Source organism: Pseudomonas sp. GW821-FHT03C07 (genome assembly GCF_059420925.1).
Window position 1 is genome coordinate 215,343 of sequence record NZ_JBWKUQ010000005.1, and the last position, 17,084, is coordinate 232,426.

Sequence of the window (17,084 nt, forward strand, 5' to 3'; positions counted from 1 at the left end):
ACCGCGGTCACTCATTATCGATGATCCTGAAGGATGATCAGGCGCACGCCTTGAGCGACGTACACCTGGGGGGGCATGGGTTATTTGGTTTTCAGGCCATAGGTTTTGTTGGCAAAGGAAGCGATTGCATCCGCCATGGCTTGAGGTTGTTCGGGAGCCATGGCGTGGCCGGCCTTTTTCAGTACGACTACCGAAACCCGGTCCCCGAGCATGTTCTTCAGTACCTGTGAGAAGCGGCGAGGCGCAACGGCGTCATCCTCGCCCTGCAGGTCAAGAATCGGTGCTTTGCCAGCGGCAAAATAGTCGTCCACCGGCGTGGTATTGCGCGCGTGGGATTCCGCTTCGTGTGTCGCTTCGTGCCAGCCGTCGAGCCAACCAGTCGGATCATTGCCTGGCGCAAAGAACGCTTGCTTGAGGTAGATCAGGCGCTGCTCCTTGGACAGGGACAGGTCGCCGGCACCGTCGATGGCCTTGCGCATTTCCGGGCTGATGGGCTTTTCTGTCGAACCCGGTGGTACCTTGCCAGCCGAAGCGGATGCCAACACCACACCGCGTACCAGGTCTGGACGATCAGCGGCCAGCTGACGCGCCGGGAAGTTCCCCCAGGCGTGACCGACGACCACTACTGGCCCAGACTTTTCATGTTCGACGACGGCGGCCACGTCTTTGGCAAAATCATGAACGGAGAGGTTTTCCATCGGACCGACGCTTTTGCCGATGCCGCGCGGTTCAGGGCGTACCACCCGGAAACCCTTAGCCTGCAGGTCCGCCGCGACCTGGTCGTAATCACGTCCCGAGCGACCAAGGGAAGGCAGCATGACAATGACGGGGCCCTTACCTTGGGACGTTACGTCGATCTGTACGTTGTCGTACTTGATCACTTCCTGTTGCAGGGCAGGGCTGGCAAATGCGCTGGCGCAGGCTGTCAGGATGGCCGCCGCGCAGAGGTTCAATGCGAATTTTTTCATTGTTATTCTCCAGTGTTGTTGAACATTCAAAGGGTCTTGCCGGGTTCCAGGCCGCTCTCTTCAAGCAACTGAATGGCCGGCTTGCTGGTCAGGTACTCGATAAAAGATTTGGCTGCGGCCGCTTGAGTCGATTGTTTGGCCACCACTGCCGTGAACAGGCTGATCTTTTGTACCTTGTCGGGTAGCGGGCCGACGAAGTCGACACCGGGGGTGACTTTCAACTCGCTGACCTGCTGCATGCCCAGTTCGGCATCGCCACGAGCCAAGGCTGTCCCTACCAGCTCCTTGCCTTCGATCACCACGCTTTTCGATTTCATCTGTTCGCTGATGCCGAGCTCATTGAACAGGGTCGTCGAGATGTAGGCGCCGCTGGCGCCTTGCGAATAGGCGACCCGCTTGGCGTTGAGCAGTGACTGACGCAGAGCATCCACCGTTGAAATATCGGGCTTTGGCTGGCCTTTGGGTACGCCAACTCCGATCCGAGAAGAGGCAATCTGGGTCCGCGTGGTCATTTCGAATGAGCCAGTACCCGAGAGTTGGTCCAGTGTTTCGGCGGCCATGATCGCCAGATCCATGGGCTCTTTGTGCAACACCCGCTGTGGGATCGATTCCGGCGATTCGCCCATCGATGGGCCCCAACTGATCAGCAGCTTGTTGCCGCTGGCTTTCTCGTAGGCTGGCTGCAGGTGTTGCATGGCGCCCTTGAGTGCGCCGGTGGCAATGATATGCAACTCGGCTGCCTGCAGTTGGGAACTGACGGCAAGCAGACCGCTAAGACTTGCGAATGCCATCAGCGACGCTTTTGTTGTTTTTTTCACGACGGTACCTTTTTTTGGGGGGAGCAGATCAGTGGGTTTCAGCGATACAGGGTGTTTGGATTGGTGCGCAGAACTGCCTGCGCGACCGCGGGGTCGGCACAGGTCTGGAGCACGAAGTCCAGCAACAGAGTGTCGTCGGGTACCTGGCCCTTGACGTTCGGATGTGGCCAGTCGGAACCCCAGATCGTCCTGTCCGGGGCGCATTCGAGGAAACGCCGAGCCCAGGACAGACCTTGTGGCCAAGGACCTGCCGCGCCTTGCATGGCGCGGTCGATGCCCGACACCTTGATCCAGCGATCCGGTCGTTTCAGGTGCTGTTCCAGTGCCTGGAGCGAGGCTTCTTCGACCGGTTTGCTCAGGTCCAGGCGCGCCAAATGGTCGATGACCAGTGGCGTGCGCAAAGTTTTCCAGGCGTCGAGCACGCTCAGCAGAACGTCAATTTCGCCGTGCAGAAGTACGTGCCAACCCAAGGCGGCGACGCGCTCGGCAAGTCGACGCAGATACTTTGGGTCACGGTTGCCGGGTAGATGTCCCATCAAGTTGAAGCGGATGCCTCGCAGTCCTCCCTCATGCAGCGCCTGGAGCTGATCATCGGTGGTGGTGTGGTCGATCAACCCGATGCCACGATATCGCCCGTTGCTGGCGGCAATGGCGCAGAGGATGGCGCAATGGTCGGTGCCATAGGGCGCGGCCTGCACCAGCACCCCGTGTTCGATGCCCAGGCTTCGATGCCGTTCAAGCAACGCCTCGAACGGCGCGGGCGCGGGGTGGTAGGCGGCATTGGCCGGTAGCGGGAATTGATCCCACGGACCGTAGATGTGGGTATGGCAATCCCACGCGCCTGCTGGAAGGAGTGTGTGCATGGTCATCCGCTCGAATCAGGAAAAGTCCTGCCCATGAAGGCGGGGCGTACAGGTCAGTCGCAGCGAGCGGTCATGCCGCCGTCGACGACGATTTCGGTACCGGTAACAAAACGGGATTCGTCGCTGGCCAGAAATAGCGCCGCGTTGGCGGTATCCCGGCCATCGCCCATGAAGCCCAGGGGGATTCGTGCCAGACGGCTATCGAGCAGCTTGTCGATGTCTCCGCCGGTACGTTGCCCGGCCAGGCGTGCTTCCACCATCGGGGTATGCAATTGGCCGGGGACGACGGTGTTCACGCGGATGCCTTTCTTGGCGTATTCGACCGCTGTCACTCGTGAAAGCTGAATCACACCGGCCTTGCTGGCGGCATAGGCCACTTGCGCCGAACCGGTCCAGCGGATGCCGGAAGTCGAGGCGGTGTTGATGATCGAGCCACTGCCCTGAGCTTCCATGATGGGCAGCACATGCTTGCAAGTCAGGTAGACGCTCTTGAGGTTCAAGGCGATCTGCGCGTCCCATTTTTCCTCGTCCAGCGCCACGGCGCCGCCGGCTGAAGAACCACCTACGTTATTGACCAGAATGTCCACCCGCCCATAGGTCTGCTTGCAGGTAGCGACCATCGCGGCGACGGATTCACTGTTGGTGACATCGCAGGCGAGCGATACGACGTCCCCGCCGATGTCCTTGATGCGACGGATGGTTTCCTCCATGGCATCGAGGCTCTTGTCGACCGCGAAGATTTTGGCGCCGGCCTGGGCGAACAATACTGCCACGGCGCGGCCATTGCCCCAGCCAGGTCCCACGCAACCAGCGCCAGTGACGATGGCCACCTTACCTTGCAGGCGGGTGTTCGAAGTATTGAGTTCAGTCATGCTTGCATCCTCAGGAAAGACGGGTAGGCAGTTCAGGGGCCACGCCAGCCGGTGGCGGCACCTCAAACACCTTGATGGTCATGGAAATCAGCGTGTAGTAGCCGGCGATGCCCACCAGATCGACCACGACGGTTTCGCCCAGTACGCGGCTGATGTCCTGATACAGGTGGTCGTCGACCTGGCGTGTGTCATGCAACTGGCGGATGAAGGCGTACACCAAGGCTTCGTCTTCGTGCTCGAAAGCGGGTTGCCGGTCATCGCGAATGGCATCGATCACGGCAGGGGACAGACCGGCCTCCAGGGCGAATGGCTTATGGGCGGCCCACTCGTACTCGGCCAGCCAGTGGCGGCCGAGCAGTAGGATGGCCAGCTCCGAAAGGCGTGGCTCCAGGCTACTGTCGTAACGGCAGTAACGACCAAGGTTCTGTGCGCATTGAGCCAGCTCCGGGCGGTGCAGCCAGAGGGCGAGTGGCCCACGCACGCCTTTGCGCGGACCCGTCGCGATGGCGTCGTAGATGACTTGCTGGGCTTGACTCAGATGGGCGGGGTCTATCGCTTTCAACCGATTCATGGTCGGATTCCTGATCAAAGATTCTGGGAGTGGGGCTGGCGGCTCGCGCCAGGTGGCACGGCGTTCTTGGACGGTGCACGCAGCAAGCTCTTGCCGGCACTGCGCCCTGTCTCGCGTTTGAAGGCATCGACATCGAAAGCGCCTTCCCAGCGAGCGATGGCGTACACGGCAATGGTGTTGCCGACGATGTTCACCAACGCGGTTGCCGTGGCCATCATCCGGTCAATACCAAACAACAGGCCCAAACCACCCAGGGGCAGGCTTTGCACCGATTGCAGGGTGGCCGCCAGTTTGATGAAGGCGCCGCCGGCCACCGTAGTACCGCCCTTGGAGGTCAGGCTGAGAATCGCCAGTAGGCCGATCTGCTGCCAGAGCGAAAAGGGCGTGTCGGTGGCCTGGGCAACGAAGCCGATGGCGACGGCCATGTAGAGGGAAGTGCCGTCCAGGTTGAAGCTGTAGCCGGCCGGCAGCACAAAGCCCACCACCACCTCGTCACAGCCCGTGCGCTTGAGTTTTTCCAGCAGCCTGGGGAAGGCCACTTCACCAGAGGCGGTGCCCAGTACCAGCAGTATTTCCTCGCGGATGACTTTCAGCACGGTCCAGAACGGCAGGCCAATGGACCAACTGATAGTCCCCAGCACTCCGAACACGAAGAACAGCGAGGCTGCGTAATAGACGGCAATCAACTTCAGCAGGTAGAGCAGAGTCGCGCCACCGTAACTGCCCACAGCCGCGGCCATGGCACCAAAGGCACCCAGCGGAGCCAGTTTCATGATGAAACCCAGCATTTTGAACAACACGGTTTGGGCTTCGTCGAGTCCCTTGACGATCAACGAGTCTGGGCCGGCGACTCGGTTGATCGCCATTCCGGCCAGCATCGAAATGATCAGCACCTGAATGATGTCGCCCTTGGCGAAGGCATCTACCAGGGTGTGTGGGATAAGGCCTAACAGATAGTCGACCACCGAAATACTGCCGGCACTCGCCGTGGCCTTGATGGCTTCCGCCGATTCGTTGAGGTTGCCGGCATGCAGTCCGGCACCGGGCTGAACCAGGTTGACCAACACCAGACCGACGACCATCCCCAAGGTGCTGACCACTTCAAAGTACAGCAGGGATTTCATGCCCAGGCGGCCAAGCTTGCGCATGTCCTTGACGTGTGCGAGGCCGTGCACCAGGGTGAAAAACACGATGGGCGCCAGCATCATTTTCAGCAGCGCGATAAAGGCCTGGCCGAGGGGCTTCATGGCGATCGCCCAACTGGGCGCCAACAGCCCTAGCAACACGGCCGCTACCAGTGCGACCAGTACTTGTACATGCAGCTTCTTCAAATGTTTCATCGGTAGTCCTCGCCCCGGTGGGCGTCATTATTTTTGTAGGCGGGCACAGGTTGTTCGGAGGGTTCTCCAGGCAATCAACGGCAATAGGGGAGGTAAAGATTGAAGTGTGTACAACCCACATCGAGTGGTCGTCGCATGGCGTCCAGAGCGCTTGACTGAATGCAGTAATCGAAGGTCGCAACCAGGTACAGGCTGCGTCCCTGGTCAATTGAGGGCGCGAGGTTTTCACCCCACTGCAGCGTTAATACGCCAGCAATCGTGTTGATCTGGGCGTCAACGGCACGGATAAAGTTTTCCATGTCGACGTGAGCGGGCATGTTCCAGCTCATTAACAGGAGGGAGGCGACGTGGCCTGGACGACGCGCTTCGGCGCAGGTCCTGAGTACGATCCGCTGACGACCGACGGTTCTGGGCAAGATGCGACGGCTCCAGGGTGTGGAACGTGCGCCCGATACACTCAGGTACTGCGCGGTCTTCAACACGTCTTCGTTCTCCAGCTCATAGAGCGCCAGATAGCGTGGCCAGCCTTCGCTGCACACCCAGCGCTGGCCGCTGAGAAAACCGGGCAGCGTCAGGCGCTGTGGGAAGTGCTCGGTGTCATACCAGTCGTTGAACTCCTCTTCCTGAGAGGCGGGAGGTTGCATCAGCACAAGCAACAGCGCGCCGTTCATGATGGGATTGTCGCGAGTGGGCAGGGCGGTACGACTGAAGTCAGGCATTTGGAGTTATTCATTGTTGTTCTCCTATTTGTGTTCAGCATAGAGAACCCTAAAAAACTAGACAAAAACCTTTTATTGATAGCAATCTATGCTTTAAAAGCATGGGGTTTGAGTCGTGGATATTCGAGAGTTGCGTTCGTTCGTTCAAGTGGCACATGCGGGCAGCTTCAGCCGGGCAGCACGCGATCTGTATATCGCCCAACCGGCACTTAGCCGTCAGATCGCCAAGCTTGAAGACCAGCTCAATGTCACGTTGCTGACCCGTCATGGTCGCGGTGTCGAGTTGACGGCTGCTGGCGCGCGGCTGTTGGAGCGCGCTGAAATGATGCTCCACTACCTGCAGGAAACCACCGATCACGTGCGCAACAGTGCACAGGAGGAGCGCGGGCATCTGGCAATCGGTCTTCCCCCGGCAATCGGCGCGGTAATCGGTCCGCAGCTGATCAGGAGCTTCCGCGAACTGTGGCCCAAGGCCTCGTTACATGTACGCGAAGGGCTCAGCAGCTATTTGCAGGAGTGGGTTCTGGATGGACGGGTGGACTTGGCAGTGGTCTATAACCAACCGTTGCTTGAAGCCTTTGACGTGCGGCCGCTGTTCAGCGAGCCCATGGTGGTAGTCGGCCCCGTTGGCGAACCGGCCCGCGCGTTTCGTATCCATGAATTGGCGGATCTGCCGTTGATCATGCCGAGCCTGCCGCACAGTAACCGACGGTTGGTCGAACAGGCCGCCGTGCAGAATGGCGTCAGGTTGAAAATTGAAGTGGAAGTGGACAGCGTGGATCTGACCAAGCGCCTGGTTCAGGCGGGGCTCGGCTACTCGATCCTGGCCAACGCGGCTGTGCAGGATGAAATTGCGCAGAAAAAGCTGGTCGCCCATTCCATCGAGCGTCCTGCTATTCGTTCCACTGTGACCTTGACGACGCTGCGTGAACGTCGTACCAGCCGGCTGGCCGCCAGTTGGGAGACGCTGTTGATCACCCACCTCAAGTTTCTGGTGACTCAGGGGGCCTGGAAGGATGCTGCTGTTTGGCTGGCGCCTGACGAGTGATCAGGGGCAAGGCTGGCGACCTCTATCGTCGGCCTTGTATGCCCAGCTGGCATGAGTACGTATGGTCTAAAGGTCTTGGTCGGAGGGGAGGCTGCTGGCATATGCTCGGCCGCGTCGAATCTCAAAAAACCAATAACGGACGACTCATGACAACAATGACCTGCCCACAGGGCCGCCTGCGTAGCGATGTGGAGTCGAGTGCCTGCCATCGCGCGTCGGTACGATGGTTCCCGATTGGCTATCGCCTGTTTCGTTAACTACCTGAATCGCACCAACAGCGGTTTTGCCAGCGGTATTTTCTACATCGGTTACTGCTTGTTCGAAGCGTTCAGCAAACTTTAATTGTTTGCTGACGTCGACTTGAACAGCGCTGGCTATTTTTCAAGGTATCAAAGCGTCCTTATTCGATTGGTCTGCGGCGGGAGAGTATTGCCCGCTGTTTGCTTGTGTCGAAGCTCTTTGTCCGACACCCGCTTTCGCCGTTGTCTGCTTGTTCGCTACTGCGCATCAGAGCTATTCAGTTTCAGCACAATAAAAATAGTAATAACTAGAGGTCCACACGTTGAAAAAATCCACACTGGCACTGGCGGTGATCGCCGCTGCACTGGCTCAACAATCAATTGCCGCCGGTTTTATTGAAGACAGCAAAGCCACTCTGGGGCTGCGTAACTTCTACATCAACAACGATAACCGTGACTCCGATGCCGGTATGCCGAAGGTCAAGGCCGGTGGTGTCCAGAGCTATCAATCCGAGTGGGGTCAAGGTTTCGATCTGCGCCTCACGTCCGGTTTTACCCAGGGCACCGTTGGTTTCGGCGTTGACGCCATCGGTCTGTTGGGCATCAAACTGGACTCTAGCGAAGCCAAGCACGGTAACCCGACCGGAGCACTCTCTGGTGGTAACGTCTTCCCAACCCAAGGTAACGAAGCGGTTGACGATTTCGCCAGTCTGGGCCTGACTGCCAAAGCCAGGATTTCGCAAACCGAACTTCGTCTTGGCACCTTGATGCCTAAAAACCCGGTGATCGTCACCAACGACAGTCGTTTGGTTACTCAGACCTTCCAGGGTGGCCAAATCCAATCGAACGATATCAAAAATCTGACTCTGACCGCGGGCCAGCTCGAACATGCCAAAGGGCGTAACTCCACCGACGACAAGGGCTTGTCTATTGCGGGGGCCAACGGCGGTTCCAACTACGACAAGGCCACGTTCAGCAATAAGTTCTACTATGGTGGTGCCGACTACAAGTTCACCAAAGATCTGACCGCCTCGTATTACTTCGGCGAGCTGAAAAATTTCTACCAGCAGAACTTCCTGGGGCTGGTGCACAACGGGTCTATCGGTCCTGGCGTACTGAAAAGTGACCTGCGCTACTATCGCAGTCGAGATGACGGCGCCAACCGCTCTGAACCTGACTACTTCACCAGCGGTTACTACCCGGACAACAGCGGCCTGTCCACGCTGACCAAAGGAAAGGTGGACAACAACCTGTACAGCGGCCTGTTTTTATACTCGGTTGAAGGTCACACCTTCGGTGGTGGCTATCAGTACAGCAACGGCAAAAGTGATTTTCCGTGGTTGAACCAGGGGGACGGCGCGTCCACCAGTACCATCAACGATATACAGATCCAAAAATTTCTCCGCGCCGGTGAGCGTTCCTGGCAGGGTCGTTACTCGTACGACTTCGCTAAGCTCGGTATTCCGGGCTTGACCGCTGGCATCATCTACGTGCGTGGCAGCAACATCGACACTGTCGGCAAGGTCGGAGCAACCCAGGCCTCTCTGCTGGGCACTGGCACCAGCGAGTGGGAGCGGGACATGAGCATGTCTTATGTGATTCAGGAAGGCGCGCTAAAAAATCTGGGCTTCACCTGGAAAAATGCCATGTGGCGTAACAACATTCCAGGTCAGCGTGATCAGGACGAAAACCGTCTGATCGTCAGTTATTCACTGCCGCTGTTTTAAGGCTTTTCTGCCATTGCGTGCCCCGTAATACCTGGTCGCTCCCCCAACATAGGTATCCATGCCTGATCGGCCTCCTCGACAAGGAGGACCGAGCCGATTTTTTATTTTCTCAGGGTATGCCTGTTCGGCATGGATACCTATGGTCTAAATGTCTTGGTCGGGGGGGACACCGTTGGCATATGCTCGCCCGCGTCGAATTTCGAAAAATAATCACGGCAGACTCATGACAGCCGCGCCTCTCAATTCGGCATTTTTCCCGGCGTCATCTTTTTCCTGTCGCTGTGGTTCCTTGCTCATTACCGAGCCCGAATGATGACCTGGTTTCTGTTTGCGATTCCCTCGTCGTCCGTTTTGGGCGGGCCCATGACTACCCCGCTATGACAGGCAGGTCATCGCTTTCGATCTGACCTGTCTTTAACGATCTATCACCCCAACGAAAAAAAAGAGTGAGTGTCCTATGCGCCTAAGCCTGAAGGCCAAAGTCCTGTCTATCGCAGTATTACCGGTTTTACTGTTTGCGCTGGTAATCAGTCTGACGACAGTTCTAATGCTCCAACAGCAGGCGAAAAAAGAGGTCGAAGAGACTCGGCAACGCCTTCTTGGAGAGGCCAGGTTGACGTTGAAAAGTTACATCGACGTGGCGCTCACCACGATTAAACCGCTGTATGACGCTGCCGCCTCAGGTGACCAGGCCGCTCGCGCCGAGGTGATCAAACTGCTGTCAAACATTACTTATGGCAAGGACGGTTATTTCTTCGGTCTTGACTCCGAGACCATTCGCCTGTTCAAGGGCCTTAGCCCGGTGGGCGTGGGCCAAAGTTTTAAGGACGACCACGACTCTAACGGGGTGTATGTCAACCGGGAGCTGGTGAGAGCTGCCAAGTCCGGTAGTCACTATGTGGAGTACAACGCCGCACAACCTGGCAGCGATGTGAGGGTCCCGAAACTGGGCTACAGCGAGTACCTGCCTAAATGGGACATGATTATTGGCTCGTCGGTCAATATCGGTGGTATCGACGCTCAGGTGGCGGCGGTTGAGGCCAAGGTACACGAGCGTCTGCAGGAGGTACTACTGAGCATTCTGGGCATCGCGGTGGTGTTGCTGGTGGTGATTGCCGTTGTGGGCATGCTCATGGCCAATACGATTCTGCGACCGCTGAATCTGATGAAAGCCAATCTGGATGACATCGCGGCGGGCGAGGGTGACCTGACCCGCCGTCTGGCAATCACCAGCCAGGATGAGTTGGGCGAGTTGGCCGGTTCGTTCAACCGCTTTGTCGACAAGATCCACGGCCTGGTTCGGCAGATCACCGAGATGACTACACAACTGACCGGGCTGGTGAGCCAGGTGTCCGATCAGGCCCATCGTTCCGAGCAGGCCATGGAGCGTCAGCGCCACGAGACCGATCAGGTGGCCACTGCCATCAACGAAATGTCCTCGGCGGCGCAGGAAGTGGCCCGCAGTGCCCAGGGCGCTGCGGTAGCTGCCCAGCAGACCGACGAAGAGGGACAGACCGCCAAGCGGGTGGTGGACGGAAGCATTCGGCAGATTCATGCCTTGGTCAGCGATATTCGCACCAGCGGGACCTCATTGGACAGTTTGCAGACGGACGTCTCGTCGATTGTCAGCGTACTGGATGTGATCCGCTCGATCGCCGAACAGACCAACCTGTTGGCGCTCAACGCGGCCATCGAAGCGGCCCGGGCTGGTGAGGCCGGTCGTGGTTTCGCGGTGGTGGCCGACGAGGTCCGAGCGTTGGCTAGCCGAACCCAGCAGAGCACCCAGGAAATTCAGGGCATGATCGACCGTTTGCAGCAGGGTACGCGTAAGGCCGTGGAAGCCATGCGCCGCTCCAGCGATGCGGGCGACGGTACGTCGGCCCAGGCCAATGAAGCCGGTGTCTCGTTGGACACCATGGCGCAATTGATCAGCACCATCAATTCGATGAACGCGCAGATTGCCAGCGCCGCGGAAGAGCAAACGGCTGTAGCCGAAGAGATCAACCGCAGCGTGCAACAAATCGCGATGGCGGTGGACAACGTGGCCGATGAGACCCAACTGGGCGCTCAGACGTCTCGCAGCCTAGCGGACCTCGGGCAGCGGTTGGAACAGTTGGTGGGGCAGTTCCGGATTTGATGTCGCGCTGTCGGTAGGCAAATGGCTTGTCAATTGAGGGTACACAGAGGGGTAGAAAAATCTTATAACTCAAAATTTTCCCTTATGTTCAGCGATAAAGGGAAAGGTTCGATTCCGGCTTCGCCATCTTGCATTCCATAGAACGCTTACAAGTGCTCTGGAGTCCCCGAAAAACCTGCCGTCTGGCGGGTTTTTCGTTTTGGCGATCTGTCGGATTCCAGGGCACTTTCAGATACGGCTGTTCGGCTGGCTCGCGTCAGGTAACGGGCCACAAACGCACTGGGTGACGATGCGCATCACCCAGTGTGCCAGCTTTTACAGAATGTTCAGCGGGTAGCTGATGATCACCCGATGCTCATCGCTGTCACGTTGAGTGGACACTCCGGTACGCAGTGAGGCGCGGCGCAGGGCGATGCTCAGATCCTTGAACGGCCCTTGCTGGATGACATAACTCAGCGTCAGGTCATCTTCCCACTCTTTTTTGTCGCCAGTGGGGGTGCGAATGTTCGAGCCGCTTTCGGACACGCCGAGAAAACTTAACCCGGGAATTCCGACGGCCGCGAAGTCATAGCCGTAACGAACCTGCCAGGTGGTTTCCCCGGCGCGCTGGAACTTGCCGATCATCGACTCCGTCATGAAGTAAGCGGTCGAGCCGTCACCCTGGTTCAACCAGACGGCGTCGCTGGCGCCACTGACCTGCTGCAGGCCAATGGCGAAGGTATGGCCGCTGACCAGGTAGGTGAACTGCGCGCTGCTCAGACGACTGTCGACTTTGCCTTTGGTCACGCCGTTGCCGTAGTAGCCAAAAGTGTAGAAATCAGGGTCATGGCCGTTGGCGCCATCGGAGCGGTTATCGAAATGACGCAGGTCGGTGCGAAGGGTCCCGGGACCGACTTGCCAATCGTATTTGAGGCCGAGGAAGTTCTGTTTGTAGAAGTCCTGGAGGTTGCCGTAGTAGTACTGCAAGGTCAGGTCTTTGGTCGCTTTGTAATCCACGCCAGCGTAATAGAACTTATTGACGAACTCGCCGGTCAGCGCGTTATTCGCACCAGGAATGGACATACCCATCTCGTGAGTGACACCGCGACCTTTGACATGGTCCAACTGACCGAGAACGAAGGTGAAGTTCTCCAGGTCCCTGGATTGGATCTGCCCGCCGTTGAACGTTTGCTGCAGCAAGCGGTCAGTGGACATCACCACCGGCAGCATCGGCACCAAGGTGCCGTATTTCAGTTCGGTATTGGAAATCTTTGCTTTGGCGGTCAGGCCCAGGCTGCCGAACTCGTCGACCGCTCGGCCATTATCGGTGGGGAAAACGTTACCGGTGAAGGTATTACCTTGCGGGTTGTAATGCCGTCCTTTGCCGGAGTCCAGACGTATACCCCACATACCGATGGCATCCATGCCGAATCCGACCGTGCCTTGAGTGAAGCCGGACTGAAAGTTGGCGATGAAGCCCTGACCCCATTCCTGGGTGTAATTGGGGGCGGCGGCACCACTGCGGTTGTCGGCATTACTGAAAAAATTGCGGGCCAGTACGTTGAGCTTGCTGTCTTCTACAAACCCAGCGGCATAACCCTGTTGAGCGATGATCAGGCCGCAAATGCCGGCCACTACTTTAGGTGCGCGATTGAAAAGCTCCATCGGAGTCATCCCCATGATGTTGTCGAGTGTTGTGAGAGGGCAGTCAAAGGCGGCAGCAAAGGTTTTTATTGTTTTTCAGGAGCAGCAGTGGTCGGTGTGACGTTCAGTCTCACCGGCGGCAAACGGTGCAGAATAAATAGCGCCAGTACGCCGATACCTGCGCATAGCAATAGGCCGACACCCACCGATTGGGCCAGTGCGTCCCGTGCCAGGTTGAGCCATTGGGGGGGCTCAAGACGGGCGGGGAGAGGGTGCAAGAGTGCCTGCGGGTCGAAGTACTCCCTCAGCCCTTCAGTCTGTCCCTGAGCGATAAACAGACGTTGCAGGTTGGCGCTGTACAGCAGGTTGACCAGAACACCCATGCTGGCGGTTCCGAGTAACCCGCCGACCAGTCGCAAGGACTGGGTCAGCGCGGTAGCAATCCCCAGGAACTGGCGCTCGGCGAGGGTTTGGGTGAAGACGGTCAGGTTCAACAGGATGAAACCCAACCCCAGCCCCGCCAGCAATATCAGGCTGAGCAGGCGGTTGAACGACGCGTCACGCCCGGCCATGGCCAGACCAATGCAGGCCAGCAGCAGTGCTACAAAACCAAACAGCGGCAACAGGTTCGGATTGCGCAGGCGGGTGACGATGCGCCCGTTGACGATCGCGCCGAGGGTAATGCTCAGCGCCAGCGGTGTAATCAGCAATCCTGCATCCTGCGGTGAATACCCATAGCTGCCTTGCAGCAACAACGGCAGGTAAAACAGCAACGAAAACATGATCGCGCCGGCCGCCATCGACAACAGAAACAACAGGCGCATGCTCGGTAGTCTGAGCAGTGCCGAGGGCAACAGCGCATGAGGGCAGCGCCGCTCCCAGAACCACAACGCGACGGTCGCTGCCACACCGCTCAATCCGAGTGCCAGACTCAACGTCAAGCTGGAATGCCCCAACCACTCGACGAACAATTGCAGGCTGCCCAGCGCCAGAGCGATCAACACTGCGCCTGGCCAATCCAGGCTGATTTTCGTCCGTTGTTGCGGGCGGTAATAAGGTAGGTAGCGCCAGGCAAAAAGCAGCGCCAGGCAGCCCAGCGGCAGATTGAGATAGAACACCGAGCGCCAGCCAAAGGCGCCCGTCAGGTAGCCGCCGAATCCGGGCCCGATGGCGTTGACCACACTGAACAGGGCGCTCAGTAGCATCTGCCAGCGCAGGCGTTGTCGAGTGTCTGGAAACAGTTCTGGAATGCAGGCGAACGCCGTGCCGATCAACATGCCGCCACCGACACCCTGCAAGGCGCGGCCGATCACCAGCCACAACATATCGTTGGCCAGGGCGCAGGCCAGTGACGCCAGGGTGAAGATCAGTGTGGCGGCAATCACAAATGGCTTGCGGCCATAATCATCACCCAGTCGGCCAAAGATCGGGATGGTGACGATCGATGCCAGCATGTAACCCGTGGCGACCCAGGCATAAAGCTCAAAGCCTTTGAGCTCGGCGACGATGCTCGGCAAAGCGTTGCCGATCACCGTCTGATCCAGCGCCGAGAGCATTAACACCAACGAGATGCCCAGCATCGCGAGCAATGCCTGAGTGAAGCTCAGGGGAGGGTGGGGCGCCACGGTCATCGTCGGTTCCTCAGCTTAGCGCCGCAACGGCCGCGGCAATACGCGCGCAACCTTCATCGAGGGTCTTGATGTCGGTGGCTATCGACATCCGGAAGAATGGAGCCAGGCCATAGGCGGTTCCTGCCACGACGGCAACCCCTTGGCTTTCCAGCAGGTACATGACCACGTCGTAGTCGCTGTCCAGTTGCTTGCCTTGGGCGGTGGTCTTGCCGAGCAAACCGCTGCAGTTGACATAGAGGTAGAACGCACCGTCGGGCTTGCGGCAACTCAGGCCGTCAATGCCGTTGAGCAGGTTCAGGCAGCGATCACGGCGTTGCTGGTAGACCTGCACACTTTGCTTGACGAAACGTTGGTCACCGTTGAGCGCTTCGACGGCTGCCGCCTGGCTGACCGAGCAGGCGTTGCTGGTCGATTGCGATTGCAGCGTGGCCATGGCACCGATCAGATCGGCCGGGCCTGCGGCGTAGCCGATACGCCAACCGGTCATGGCATAGGTCTTGGATACGCCGTTGATCAGCACTGTGCGCTCGGTCAACGCCGGTTCGATGGCGAGGATATGCGGGTTGTCCAGGCCTTCATAACGGATGTGTTCGTAGATGTCGTCGGTCATCAGCAATACATGCGGATGCTCAAGCAGTACATCGGCCAGGGCTCTTAGCTCGGCGGCGTTGTAGCTGGCACCTGTCGGGTTGCTGGGGGAGTTGAGCAGCAGCCAGCGGGTGCGTTTGGTGAGCGCGCCGCGCAGTTGCTCCGGGGTCAGTTTGAAGGCGTTTTCTTCGGAGCAAGCGAGGGTAATAGGTTCACCTTCGCAGGCCAGCACCATGTCAGGGTAAGACACCCAGTAAGGTGCGGGGATCAGTACTTCATCACCCGCGCCCAGGGTGGCGGCGAAGGCATTGAAAATCGCACTCTTCGCGCCGCTGGTGACCAGGACCTGATTCGCACCGTAGGTCAGGCCGTTTTCCCGTGTCAGTTTGTCGACAATCGCCTGGCGCAACTGCGGGGTCCCGGCGTTTTGCGTGTAGCGGGTTTCGCCCCGTTCGATGGCGGCACTGGCGGCCTGCCGAATGTGCTCTGGCGTATCAAAGTCCGGCTCGCCGACAACCAGGTTGATGATGGACTTGCCTTGCCGACGCAGTTCGTTGGCGCGATCGGAAGCGGCGCTGCTGGGGGATGGTTTGATACGTTGCACACGGGCGGCGATGCGGGAGGTGGTCACGTGTCGTTCCTCGTTGATGACGTTGACGAGGCACTACAGTACGAGCCGTCACCCGGGCAGCCATAAGACGAGATCGTTCTGGTCGGATAGGAATCGCTTATGGCTGGAACTGAACAGTACCCGCACCAGAGTGGTGCGCTTCGGCCTGTATGGCCATTGCGAGTGTCGATCCCGGCAACACTGATCGATCTATAGCAAAGGCTTATGGTTGAGCTTCACAGTCAAGTGTGCGCCCGAGGTTTCGGGCTGGCCTGCCTCTTGCTAAAGCCTTTGGGCTGCCTCCCTTTTTCGAGCAAGAGCACCGCCACCGTGAATCTGCGCCGTTTGAAGTATTTCGTGAAACTCGTCGACATCGGCAGCATGACCCAGGCTGCCGATGTGCTGCATGTCGCGCAGCCGGCACTGAGTCAGCAATTGGCGACGCTGGAGGCAGAATTGCAGCAGCAATTGTTGATCCGCACCAAACGCGGCGTCACTCCGACCGAGGCGGGGAAGGTACTTTATGGCCATGCGCAAATCATTTTGCGCCAGTGCGAACAAGCCCAGAGCGACATCAATGCAACGGGGCACGCTTTGTCCGGACAGGTGTCGGTCGGCCTGGCGCCAGGCACGGCGGCTTCCGCGCTGTCCTTGCCCTTGTTGCGCACCGTGCGCGAACGTCATCCGGGCATTCTGCTGTATCTCAATGAAAACTTCGGCACCACCCTGAGCGAGTTGATCATGAACGGCCGGATGGACATGGCCGTGCTCTATGGTGGGCGAGAAGTGCATGGTTTGAGCTTCGTCTCGCTGCTTCGCGAGAACCTCTATCTGGTGAGCGCCGATCCTTCTGTCCGTGCGCGCGAAGAGATTGCCCTGGCCGACCTGGCGGACATTGATATGCTCCTGCCGCGGCCCTACAACGTCATGCGTCGGTTGGTGGATGAGGCCTTCCAGCGCATCGGTATGAGCGCGCGGGTGGTGGCTGAAATCGAATCTTCGATCACCTTGACCGCCGCCGTCGCCGAGCACTTCGGTTCGACGATCCTGCCCGAATCTTCGGCGCGAGTGATGGTCGCCGCCACCTCGGTGCATATGTGTCGCATTGTCGAACCCGAGATCGAGGCGCCACTGGCCCTGTGTTTATCCGGTCACCTGCCACTGTCCGTGCCTGCCCAGGCGGTCAAGGCAATCCTGTTGGAGCTGGTCGCCGAGATGCGCGGTAGCCTGATCTGAGTGGTCATAAGGCGCGCTTATCACCCCAAAGCCAAAGCGTCTTGGTCGTTTTTCGGCGGGATCGCTACATTGACCCCATCCACTCAGACACGCT

General features: G+C 58.5%; 14 protein-coding genes. 4 read left to right on the top strand and 10 right to left on the bottom strand.

The features are described from left to right. Positions 1–80: 80 nt before the first annotated feature. The 7 genes from AC07VG_RS12725 to AC07VG_RS12755 form a co-directional block, all read right to left on the bottom strand. Positions 81–968 (bottom strand): alpha/beta fold hydrolase, encoded by an 888-nt coding sequence (locus tag AC07VG_RS12725; RefSeq protein WP_495003938.1) that lies wholly within the window; start codon positions 966–968, stop codon positions 81–83. Between the two features lie 26 nt (positions 969–994). Next, positions 995–1,759 carry a substrate-binding domain-containing protein gene (locus AC07VG_RS12730; protein WP_495003937.1) on the bottom strand — a complete coding sequence of 255 codons (765 nt, stop codon included), beginning with the start codon at positions 1,757–1,759 and terminating at the stop codon, positions 995–997. Between the two features lie 65 nt (positions 1,760–1,824). Beyond that, entirely contained in the window at positions 1,825–2,649 is an 825-nt protein-coding gene (locus tag AC07VG_RS12735) for an amidohydrolase family protein (RefSeq protein ID WP_495003936.1), read from the bottom strand. A gap of 53 nt (positions 2,650–2,702) precedes the next feature. Continuing rightward, positions 2,703–3,521, bottom strand: coding sequence for an SDR family NAD(P)-dependent oxidoreductase (locus AC07VG_RS12740; RefSeq protein ID WP_495003935.1), 819 nt, complete (start codon positions 3,519–3,521; stop codon positions 2,703–2,705). Positions 3,522–3,531: 10 nt separating this feature from the next. Continuing rightward, on the bottom strand, positions 3,532–4,092 hold the full coding sequence (locus AC07VG_RS12745) for a carboxymuconolactone decarboxylase family protein (protein ID WP_495003934.1): 561 nt from the start codon (positions 4,090–4,092) through the stop codon (positions 3,532–3,534). 14 nt (positions 4,093–4,106) lie between these two features. Then, on the bottom strand, positions 4,107–5,432 hold the full coding sequence (locus tag AC07VG_RS12750) for a cation:dicarboxylate symporter family transporter (RefSeq protein WP_495003933.1): 1,326 nt from the start codon (positions 5,430–5,432) through the stop codon (positions 4,107–4,109). Between the two features lie 74 nt (positions 5,433–5,506). Further along, on the bottom strand, positions 5,507–6,151 hold the full coding sequence (locus AC07VG_RS12755) for a hypothetical protein (RefSeq protein ID WP_495021282.1): 645 nt from the start codon (positions 6,149–6,151) through the stop codon (positions 5,507–5,509). A gap of 115 nt (positions 6,152–6,266) precedes the next feature. Here AC07VG_RS12755 and AC07VG_RS12760 point away from each other — a divergent pair, with 115 nt between their 5' ends. The 3 genes from AC07VG_RS12760 to ctpM all read left to right on the top strand — a co-directional run bounded on the left by AC07VG_RS12760 (position 6,267) and on the right by ctpM (position 11,302). After that, on the top strand, positions 6,267–7,199 hold the full coding sequence (locus AC07VG_RS12760; protein WP_495003931.1) for a LysR family transcriptional regulator: 933 nt from the start codon (positions 6,267–6,269) through the stop codon (positions 7,197–7,199). Between the two features lie 562 nt (positions 7,200–7,761). Next, entirely contained in the window at positions 7,762–9,165 is a 1,404-nt protein-coding gene (locus AC07VG_RS12765) for an OprD family porin (protein WP_495003930.1), read from the top strand. A 457-nt stretch (positions 9,166–9,622) separates the two neighbouring features. Next, positions 9,623–11,302 (top strand): methyl-accepting chemotaxis protein CtpM, encoded by a 1,680-nt coding sequence (ctpM, locus tag AC07VG_RS12770; protein ID WP_495003929.1) that lies wholly within the window; start codon positions 9,623–9,625, stop codon positions 11,300–11,302. Positions 11,303–11,617: 315 nt separating this feature from the next. On the opposite strand, the gene AC07VG_RS12775 is transcribed toward ctpM, so the two are convergent. From AC07VG_RS12775 to AC07VG_RS12785, 3 genes are all read right to left on the bottom strand, one after another. Then, positions 11,618–12,946, bottom strand: coding sequence for an OprD family porin (locus AC07VG_RS12775; RefSeq protein ID WP_495003928.1), 1,329 nt, complete (start codon positions 12,944–12,946; stop codon positions 11,618–11,620). A gap of 65 nt (positions 12,947–13,011) precedes the next feature. Next, positions 13,012–14,556 (bottom strand): MFS transporter, encoded by a 1,545-nt coding sequence (locus AC07VG_RS12780; RefSeq protein ID WP_495003927.1) that lies wholly within the window; start codon positions 14,554–14,556, stop codon positions 13,012–13,014. Positions 14,557–14,566: 10 nt separating this feature from the next. Continuing rightward, positions 14,567–15,775 (bottom strand): aspartate transaminase, encoded by a 1,209-nt coding sequence (locus AC07VG_RS12785; RefSeq protein WP_495021283.1) that lies wholly within the window; start codon positions 15,773–15,775, stop codon positions 14,567–14,569. 309 nt (positions 15,776–16,084) lie between these two features. Between AC07VG_RS12785 and nac the strand changes: the two genes are divergently transcribed. Next, positions 16,085–16,990, top strand: a complete 906-nt coding sequence (gene nac, locus AC07VG_RS12790; protein ID WP_495003925.1) for a nitrogen assimilation transcriptional regulator NAC — start codon at positions 16,085–16,087, stop codon at positions 16,988–16,990. The last annotated feature ends 94 nt before the right edge of the window (positions 16,991–17,084 follow it).